Annotated in this window: 10 protein-coding genes; 8 read left to right on the top strand and 2 right to left on the bottom strand. The window is 61.5% G+C overall.

Annotation, left to right across the window (positions count from 1 at the left end; translation table 11 throughout):
• Both AC1HIY_RS17135 and AC1HIY_RS17130 read right to left on the bottom strand, forming a co-directional pair.
• On the bottom strand, positions 1 to 952 hold a 952-nt coding region (locus AC1HIY_RS17135; RefSeq protein WP_479578013.1), incomplete at its 3' end, for a hypothetical protein.
• Between the two features lie 26 nt (positions 953 to 978).
• The gene (locus tag AC1HIY_RS17130; protein WP_479578012.1) at positions 979 to 1,869 is read right to left on the bottom strand and encodes a DUF58 domain-containing protein; all 891 of its coding nucleotides are present in this window, start codon (positions 1,867 to 1,869) and stop codon (positions 979 to 981) included.
• A gap of 243 nt (positions 1,870 to 2,112) precedes the next feature.
• Between AC1HIY_RS17130 and AC1HIY_RS17125 the strand changes: the two genes are divergently transcribed.
• The 8 genes from AC1HIY_RS17125 (at position 2,113) to AC1HIY_RS17090 (ending at position 8,317) form a co-directional block, all read left to right on the top strand.
• Positions 2,113 to 2,382 (top strand): hypothetical protein, encoded by a 270-nt coding sequence (locus tag AC1HIY_RS17125; RefSeq protein WP_479578011.1) that lies wholly within the window; start codon positions 2,113 to 2,115, stop codon positions 2,380 to 2,382.
• 180 nt (positions 2,383 to 2,562) lie between these two features.
• On the top strand, positions 2,563 to 3,321 hold the full coding sequence (locus tag AC1HIY_RS17120; RefSeq protein WP_479578010.1) for an SDR family NAD(P)-dependent oxidoreductase: 759 nt from the start codon (positions 2,563 to 2,565) through the stop codon (positions 3,319 to 3,321).
• 81 nt (positions 3,322 to 3,402) lie between these two features.
• The gene (locus tag AC1HIY_RS17115) at positions 3,403 to 4,164 is read left to right on the top strand and encodes a YdcF family protein (RefSeq protein WP_479578009.1); all 762 of its coding nucleotides are present in this window, start codon (positions 3,403 to 3,405) and stop codon (positions 4,162 to 4,164) included.
• A 212-nt stretch (positions 4,165 to 4,376) separates the two neighbouring features.
• Positions 4,377 to 4,706, top strand: coding sequence for an ArsR/SmtB family transcription factor (locus tag AC1HIY_RS17110; protein WP_479578008.1), 330 nt, complete (start codon positions 4,377 to 4,379; stop codon positions 4,704 to 4,706).
• A gap of 23 nt (positions 4,707 to 4,729) precedes the next feature.
• Positions 4,730 to 5,638 carry an arsenite methyltransferase gene (arsM, locus tag AC1HIY_RS17105; protein WP_479578007.1) on the top strand — a complete coding sequence of 303 codons (909 nt, stop codon included), beginning with the start codon at positions 4,730 to 4,732 and terminating at the stop codon, positions 5,636 to 5,638.
• A 64-nt stretch (positions 5,639 to 5,702) separates the two neighbouring features.
• Positions 5,703 to 6,260: an AraC family transcriptional regulator gene (locus AC1HIY_RS17100; RefSeq protein WP_479578015.1), complete on the top strand. Its 558-nt coding sequence runs from the start codon at positions 5,703 to 5,705 to the stop codon at positions 6,258 to 6,260.
• A 555-nt stretch (positions 6,261 to 6,815) separates the two neighbouring features.
• On the top strand, positions 6,816 to 7,835 hold the full coding sequence (locus AC1HIY_RS17095; protein ID WP_479578006.1) for a 6-bladed beta-propeller: 1,020 nt from the start codon (positions 6,816 to 6,818) through the stop codon (positions 7,833 to 7,835).
• A 14-nt stretch (positions 7,836 to 7,849) separates the two neighbouring features.
• Entirely contained in the window at positions 7,850 to 8,317 is a 468-nt protein-coding gene (locus AC1HIY_RS17090; protein WP_479578005.1) for a MauE/DoxX family redox-associated membrane protein, read from the top strand.
• The last annotated feature ends 116 nt before the right edge of the window (positions 8,318 to 8,433 follow it).

Raw genomic sequence — 8,433 nt, 5'->3', positions numbered from 1 at the left:
CCCAGCGCGTCTCGACGGTCTGCACCGCCGCGCGGGCGCGGGCGAGGGCCTCCCGCCCCCGAGGCGCGGGCGGGCGGGCATCGGCAAACTTTACGAAGTCGGCCAGCGACAGCACGGCGTGCACCTCCGCGACGACCGTCTCCGGCACCTGCCCCCGCTCGGCATAGCGTTTCAGGTCATACACCAGTTCGCTCGTCGTCTCCTCCAGCGCCGAGACGCCGAGCCGCCGCGAGAGGTACGTGCGAAGCGTCTCGGAAAGCTCCACGAAGAAGGGCTTCGCCTCCCCGGGATCGCGGGTCTCCAGCCGTCGCAGGCGCTCGACGGCCTCCTGATACGGCGACGCGGGCGGGACCGGCGCGGGAGCCACGGCCGGCGGCTGCTCCGGCGCTCGGGACCGGCGATAATAGAGGGCCAGCGCCGCCAGCATGAGCACGACCGCCCCGAGCAACAGCCACGCCCACATCGGACGCGGGAACTCGGCCGGCGGCGCGAGGTCGCGGATGTCCTGTGCGTCGGCGGGGACAAGCGAGATCACCGGCACGAAGAACGGCTCCGCGGCCGCCGTCAACGTATCGGCATCGGCGGTAAAATGCACCGGAATCGGCGGGACGAAGGCCGTGTCGAGCGCAAAGGTGACGACCTCATAGACGAGGCTGTCCCGGAGGAACCGTTCGCCGAGAGGCCGGGTAGCGTGCGCCGCCCGCGCGAGGATCTCCAGGTCGCCGAGGCGCGCGTGGCCCGTGCTCGTATCGATCTCGGCGGGGGCTTCGTCGGGAAAGACGGGGCGCTCGGTTGCGGCGTGGTCCACGAGGAGGGTAAGGAAGAAACGCTGTCCCACCGTGACCGAATCCGCCGACACCGAGGCCGTCACGCGTTGCCCGTGCGCCAGACCCGCGCTCAGGCAGAAGACGAGCGCCAGGCACGCCCGGGCCCTGCCTCCGAAGCGCCTCATGCGGAAAGAAAAACGGCGGTTCCTCATCAAGCCTTTCGGTTGCGCTGTCGAAAGAAACGGATCAAGGGCTCCACGTAGCTCTCGTCGGTGCGGATGGGCACCCGGTCCACGCGGAGACGGCGCAAAAGTTCTTCGATGGCGGCCTGCCGGGCATGAGCGTTCTCGGCGAAGACCCGACGCGCCTGACGGCTGCTCGTGTCGAGCAAGACCGTCTCGCCCGTTTCCGGGTCCGTCAACTCGATCAGCCCCAACGACGGCAATTCCTCCTCGCGCGGATCCTGGAGATGGATCGCCACGGTGTCGTGCCGTTTGGCCACGGCGCGGAGCGGGGCCTCATAGTCGTCGTCGAAGAAGTCGCTGATGATGAGGACGATGGAGCGGCGGCGGAGCACGTGGAGCGCGTGGTTGAGCGCCACCGAGAGGCTCGTCCGACGGGAGCGGGGCTCGTGCGCGAAGAGATCCCGGATGAGCCGGAGCACGTGGCGGCGACCTTTCTTCGGCGGCACGAAAAGCTCGATCTCGTCGGAGAAGAGAAGCAAGCCTACCTTGTCGTTGTTCTGGATGGCGCTGAAAGCGGCGACCGCGCAGATCTCTGCGGCGATCTCGCGCTTGAATTTCCCCTTCGATCCAAAATCCTCCGACCCCGACACGTCCACGAGCAGCATCAGCGTCTGCTCGCGCTCCTCCTCGAAGATCTTGACGAAGGTCTCCCCCGTCCGCGCCGAGACGTTCCAGTCGATGCTCCGCACGTCGTCGCCCACCTGATAGGGTCGCACCTCGGAGAACTCGATGCCCTGTCCTTTGAACGCCGAGTGGTACTCCCCGCCGAAGACGTCGTGCACGAGCCCTTTCGTGCGAATCTCGATCTGTCGTATTTTTTTGAAAAGCTCCTTCGGGATCATGATCCGGGACTCCATGTGACGCCGCCCGCGTCGGCTTCGATGCTCGAACGCATATAACGTCTCAAAGGCCGCACATGTTGTCTCCTTTTCGCACAAAGATGCTTAAGCCCACGCCGCCCACGCCGACATTATCTCCACCACGCACACCGTAACCCCTTGACTTTGTGGGGAATTCCCGTATACTCTTTATGCTGGAATGCCTGATAAACGGGGCGGACCTCGTTTACGACAATTGCTTTGAGCATGGAGGAGTATAACGTGAATCAAGAGACAATGCACGATCACCGTTCACCCGTGTGGGACTGGTTCCTGGACAACTTTGCCCTGCTCATAGTGGCCTTCGCGACAATTGCTGTCTTTAGTGTGGTGCTCGGGAGCGGCATGGTGATGTTCGGCGCTTTTACGTGGGCCGAAGCCTCGGAAGTGGTGATTTACGTGGCCCTCGGTTTCGGCGCGATCTTCGGTCTCTACTGGATGTTCCACTGCATCAAAGAAGCGTGCCACAACCCGTGGCGCTCCGAGCAATGACCGCCTCCGGCCGGCGTCTGCCTCGCTGACCCGTCCCCACTCCGACCCCTCTCCCCCCGCCTTTCTCCGGCGGGACACGGCTCTTGCATCCGCTTCCGAAGGCGCGTATTCTCCCCGGGCGCGCTTCGCCGCCGCCACGACCTGCCTTTTCCTTTCCCTTCCCCTCCTTCCACGTTCCTCATGAACATCGATCTGACCGGGCGAAACGTCCTCGTCACGGGCGCGAGCCGGGGTATCGGGCGGGCGCTCGCCGTCGCGCTCGCGGCTTCGGGCGCAACCGTCGGCGTCCATTATCACCGCAACCGCGACGCGGCGGAAGCCCTCGCCGAAACGCTCGGACACGGCGCCCGCGCCTTCGGAGCCGACCTCGCGCAGACCGCCGCCTGCGAACGCCTCTTCGACGACGCACGCGACGCCTTCGGACGCCTCCACGTGCTCGTCAACAATGCGGGCATCGCGCTGAAGATGCCGCTCGACGCCCCCACCCGGCAATGGTCCGCCGACTGGGACCGCACGATGGCCGTCAACCTGAAAGCGACCGAGCACCTGTGCCGCCGCGCCATCGGCCACTTCCGCGCGCACGGCGGCGGGCGCATCGTCAACGTCGCCTCCCGCGCCGCCTTCCGGGGCGACACGCCGGACTATATGGCGTACGCGGCCTCGAAGGGCGGCATGGTCGCGCTCACCCGCTCCATCGCGCGCGGCTTCGGGAAAGACGGCATCGTCGCCTTCACCCTGGCCCCCGGCTGGGTCCGCACGGACATGGCACGGGATTTCATCGAGACGCACGGGGAGGCTCCCGTGCTGAACGACCTCGCGCTCAACCGCCTCACCGAACCGGAGGACGTCGCGCCCTTCGTCGTGCTCTTCGCCTCCGGCCTCGCCGACCACGCCACCGGCTGCACCATCGACGTCAACGCCGGGAGCTACGTGCACTGACGGGTCGTGCGTGAGCGCGCCCCCGCCGGGCCTCGCGGCGCGGCGGCTGACCCGGCAGGATACCGAAGCGCTCCATCGCCCATGTTTTTCGTCAAAAAAATCCTCTCCGACCTTCTGATGCCGACGCCGGTCGTGCTCGGACTCCTGCTGGCCGGGCTCGTGTTCGTCCGGCGCGGGAGGCGGCTTCGCACGGGGCGTGCGGCGCTGATCCTGGGCACGGCGCTGCTGTTCGCGCTCACGGTCTGGCCCGTGCCGCATCTGGGCATCCGCCTCCTCGAAAACCGGTATCCGCCCTTCGACCCCGCCCTTTCCGATTCGCTCTCGTGGATTGTCGTGCTCGGCGGCGGTGTCTCGGACGATGCTTCGCTCCCGCCGAACGACCAGCTCGGGCGCGCCTCGCTGGCCCGCCTCGTCGAGGGCATCCGGCTCGCGCGGTGGTTTCCGGAAGCCCGGCTGCTCCTCTCCGGCTGGGGCGGCCTGGGCCGGCGCACCGAAGCCGCCGCCATGGCGGACGTCGCCCGCACGCTCGGCATCGCGCCCGAACGCATCACCCTCGACGAAACCTCCCGCGACACGCACGATCAGGCGGTGCGCACCCGCGCCATCGTCGGTGAGGCGCCCTTCGCGCTCGTCACCTCGGCGTACCACATGCCGCGCGCGATGGCGCTCTTCCGCCGGCAGGGGCTCGCTCCCATCCCCGCCCCCACCGACCATCAGTACAAGGCCCGCAGCCGCTTCGACGTACGACTCCTCATCCCCAACGGAAGCCGCCTCGCCCTCGCCCGAACCGCCCTCCACGAATACTTCGGCCTCGCGTGGTCCCGGCTTCGCGGACAGTTATGAGCGGCGGGCGGTCGGTGCGGACGAAGGCCCCGGCAATCGAACATGTGATTGCTTTACATCACGGCATCTGAGGCCGGGAGAAGGGGACCGGCAATGCGGGGCGCGCGCGATCAGGACGGAGAACGCCCGAGAGCCTGCCGGATAATTTTTTCCCGCATTTGCAACCTTGTGCGACTTTATCGTATTTTTACGATGAATAAACGGAGACAGCCATGGCACGGGCAAAGACCGGGGGATTCAGCGAGGACGAAGTGCAGGCGGCGGCGTGGGCCCGAGCGCTGGCGCATCCGGCGCGCATCGCCATTTTGAAGGTGCTCGCGGCGCGGCGCACGTGCCTCTGCGGCGAGATCGTGGACGAACTACCGCTCGCGCAATCGACCGTCTCGCAACATCTGAAAGCGCTCAAGGAAGCGGGACTGCTGGCAGGAGAGATCGAGGGCCCGCGCGTGTGCTATTGCCTCGACGAGGCGGCGATCCGTCGTATGCGGCGGGAGATGACCGCGCTCTTCGAGGACCTCGAAACGCCCGACGGCTGCTGTTGACATCACAATAACGAGGGAAAACGATGACGATTGACATTCACGCGAGCCGGGAGGGCGATGCGACCGGGATCACCATCACGACGATCGCAGGCCCTTCGCCCTGCTGCGGTTCCGGCGAGACGGCGGAAGCCGATACGGAAAGGGCGACGGACGCGGAGCGCATCAAGGCGATGGTGCGGGAGAAGTACGCGTCCATCGCCTCGGCGGAAGAGGAAGGATGCGGGTGCGGGTGCAGCGCATCTCCTCCGAACGAGGACCTGACCATGATTGGCGACGAATACGAGGGCGTGGCAGGCTACGTGGCGGATGCGGACCTGCGTCTCGGCTGCGGCCTTCCGACCGAACTGGCCGAACTGCGCGAGGGGCACACCGTCCTCGATCTCGGCTCCGGCGCGGGCGTCGATGCGTTCATCGCGCGGGCGGAGGTGGGTGAGACCGGGCGCGTCCTCGGCGTGGACATGACGCCGGAGATGGTCCGAAAGGCGCGGGCAAACGCGGCGAAGCTCGGCTTCGACAACGTCCATTTCTACGAGGGCGACATCGAGGCCCTCCCGCTCGACGATGAGACCGTGGACGTGGTGGTGAGCAACTGCGTGCTCAACCTCGTGCCGGACAAGCGCCGGGCCTTCGCCGAGATGCATCGCGTGATCCGGTCCGGCGGTCACTTCTGCGTCTCCGACGTCGTCGTGCGTGGGGAGATGCCGGAGGCTGTGCGCCGGTCGGCGGAACTGTATGCAGGCTGCGTGGCCGGGGCCGTCGCGGAGGAGACGCACCTTGCCTGGTTGCGCGAGGCGGGCTTCGAGGGCGTGCGCGTCGTGCGGGAAAAGGTTCTTCCGACACCGGAGACGGCGCTTCGCCTGATCGACGAGAGTGGAGCCGGGGGAAGCCTCGGAACGCTCATGAGCGTGACGGTCTTCGGGAAAAAGCCCTGAGCCCGACTCGTTTCGGTCTCGACGGGGGAAGGTGACGGTCGCCTTCCCCTGGTTTTTTGGCGAAATGTCGGGAGAACTTCAGAAATTAGCCCGACGCGAGGTTATATCTGGCCGCAAAAGGGGTTTATGTAGAAGGCGCCCGAAGTCAGATCTCAGCAAAGCTATGCCGCATGCATCCCCCTCCCCTCCCCCGCAAACTTCTTACGAATTGCTCGAACGTATTGTAGCACTCTACAAAAACCATGAACTGGTAGTCCCCGCTCCAGGATGGCCGGCGGATGTACGCGTGCTGCTTTTGGAGATCAACGAGTGTCTCTCAGAAGCCGAAGTAAAAATTAGCGAGCTTCAACAAAGCCTGGGGATTGTCAACCACGATGTATCAGAGGTCTTTGCCGGGCATGTAGGTCTGAGACCTAAAAGGTACCAGTTGCACCACCGGATCGAACTGGCAAAACGGTTGTTGCGGTATCCGTCTTTGCAGGGGATGTCAGTGACAGAGGTTGCGATGGCGGTGGGGTTTGTGAGCCTGGGCGCATTCTCGAAGGCCTTCAAGGAGAAGGTAGGATGTGCACCCTCCACGTATAGACTTACAGATAATCACGCTCCCCCGGGAAAAAGTTAAGCATAGTAGAACAATGTGTATTATAGTGCATTTTGCTCGAACGGGGGGCAAAAACCGCTGCGCGCCTACCAATCCAGCTGCCGGCCTCTGAGACCTCTACCCGGGAAAGGACGGCCATACCTGCTTGCTCCAATGCGTCCGAAAGAGCCGTATCCGGGGCTGTAGCTTCTAAACCCGCAGGTCATCCCGGGGCAACCAGGCAACGCAATAGGAGCACACTCCCCCACTTTTTCGATCCTTCCAATCCTGAATGCCATGAAAACGTTGGATCTCTTCCTCGCCTTCTTGTTGATCAGTCTCGCATCATTGTCTTTTCCCGATCGCTCAGTGTCGACACCGAACTGTTCGGAAGAGCATGTATGGTTATGTGGACAAGGTAATTGTTATGGCACGGGAGATGGGTGCGTTGCTTATTATTGCGATGATGGCGCCTGGTACTTTTGCTTCAGATATGAAGACGTACATAATTTATAGATGCAAAGGAATCGAACGAAGATGACAACCAGGAAGGTGTAAGCAATTATACAGTTGCATACACATCACACCTGCCAGATCATGCGAAGAATAGTTATCATTTTTCTACTTATCGGCATCCTGTCAGGTGCTGCCGGACTTTATGCCCTGATTAAAAACGATCAGCCTGTTGTGCCTCGCCCGGCGGTTGTGCGGCAAGAGCAAGACAAACGATCGTTTGATATCAAACCCGTCGACATGAGGGTGCTGGATCGGCACAATGTCTTGCTCGATCCAGCCTTTATGAAAATTTATGATGATCATCTTTATGTATTCGATGCCGGTAATTTCAAGATCAAGCGCTTTACACTCACGGGCGATTTCCTGGGCGAGATCATAGCTGGTCGTGGAGAGGGACCGGGAGAGGTGATCATTCCTTCCGACTTCTTTGTTCAGGGAACGAGGATATGGGTTCTGGATCCCAACCCCCGGCGCATCTCGATCTTCAAAACGGATGGAACCTACCTCTCCAGCTTTTCAATCCCGGACCTGGCCATACGTATGGCGCCGGTGGGGGAAACCATCGTTTTGCTGACCCTCATGAGTCCTGATCTGTTTCTTCAGATTGATTCTACCGGGAAGGAAATTCGCCGGTTCGGCAATCCGCTGGAAGATCAGGTAAATGATCGGCTCGCGCTCGACGGCAATCTGGTTCCTGTTGGAGATGACGAGTTTATTTATGTGCCACTTTACGCCGGTTATTTCTTTTACCATGATACAAAAGGCAGGCTGCTGAAGAGTATAGAGATGATTGATGGCTTCCCCTTACCTCCCGAAGCCGGCCGAATCACAAATAACGGAAGAATAATGCGAGCCCCTAAAGGAAAAATTAAAAATCTATCCATAGACATAAGCAATGATGTGCTACACGTATTCACTAAATTTACAGACACCAAGAGAAAATACTTCCTGGATCGATATGACGCTAGAACAGGCGTATATATTGGCTCAGGAATAATTCCCATTTCGTTTGCAAGACAAGGCCTTGTGTACAACGAGAACCTTTACTGCGTACAAGACACAACGGTTATTTCTTTTTATCTTAGCCAGGCAGACGGTTAAGCCTGCGATGATAGATGCACCACGCATTGAGAACCACCGGTCAGCTCGTGTTATTTGGCGTACTCATGTTCGCCGTGGTTGGGAAAATAGCTAATCCCGCTCCATTTATAAGCTTCATCACATCTGTCTTCGGCTTTGGCATCTGGAGTGCACAGATTCTTTTTCTGATCGTTATAATAACAGAGTCCATGATTGGAGGAGCGCTGATCTTACTGAGGCGTCACCCGGGCACGTATCTTGCTGCCACGTTTGTCTTTTTCGCTTTCTCCGGTGTAGTGGGTTATGCCATATTGCGGGGTCTCGGATTTTCCTGCGGATGTTTCGGAAGCCTGACTGGTCAGGACGATCCTCTGAAGGCATTGCTCCGAAACATGCTGCTAGGCAGTGTAGCAATGGTGTTGTTCTTCATGTATTATCGGCGAGCGAAGCAACCGGTGGCCGACGCTCCGAAAGGAAAAAAGCAGAACCTAAACGGTCCATAGGCGCAACGGGGGAAGGTGACGATCGCCTTCCCCTGGTCTTTAGGGACGAGAGCCTGACGGGCCGAGATCGGGGCGGCGCTCCGAGGCTCACGCGCGACGGCCGGACGTGAGGGGGC

The organism is Rhodocaloribacter sp., from assembly GCF_056451265.1.
This window is presented reverse-complemented; position numbering and strand designations above follow the sequence as displayed.

Coding starts and splice junctions, on each gene's coding strand:
- AC1HIY_RS17095 (WP_479578006.1), top strand. CDS start 6,816: ATGCGAAGAATAGTTATCATTTTTCTACTTATCGGCATCCTGTCAGGT.
- AC1HIY_RS17120 (WP_479578010.1), top strand. CDS start 2,563: ATGAACATCGATCTGACCGGGCGAAACGTCCTCGTCACGGGCGCGAGC.
- AC1HIY_RS17090 (WP_479578005.1), top strand. CDS start 7,850: ATGCACCACGCATTGAGAACCACCGGTCAGCTCGTGTTATTTGGCGTA.
- arsM (WP_479578007.1), top strand. CDS start 4,730: ATGACGATTGACATTCACGCGAGCCGGGAGGGCGATGCGACCGGGATC.
- AC1HIY_RS17110 (WP_479578008.1), top strand. CDS start 4,377: ATGGCACGGGCAAAGACCGGGGGATTCAGCGAGGACGAAGTGCAGGCG.
- AC1HIY_RS17130 (WP_479578012.1), bottom strand. CDS start 1,869: ATGGAGTCCCGGATCATGATCCCGAAGGAGCTTTTCAAAAAAATACGA.
- AC1HIY_RS17100 (WP_479578015.1), top strand. CDS start 5,703: ATGTCGGGAGAACTTCAGAAATTAGCCCGACGCGAGGTTATATCTGGC.
- AC1HIY_RS17115 (WP_479578009.1), top strand. CDS start 3,403: ATGTTTTTCGTCAAAAAAATCCTCTCCGACCTTCTGATGCCGACGCCG.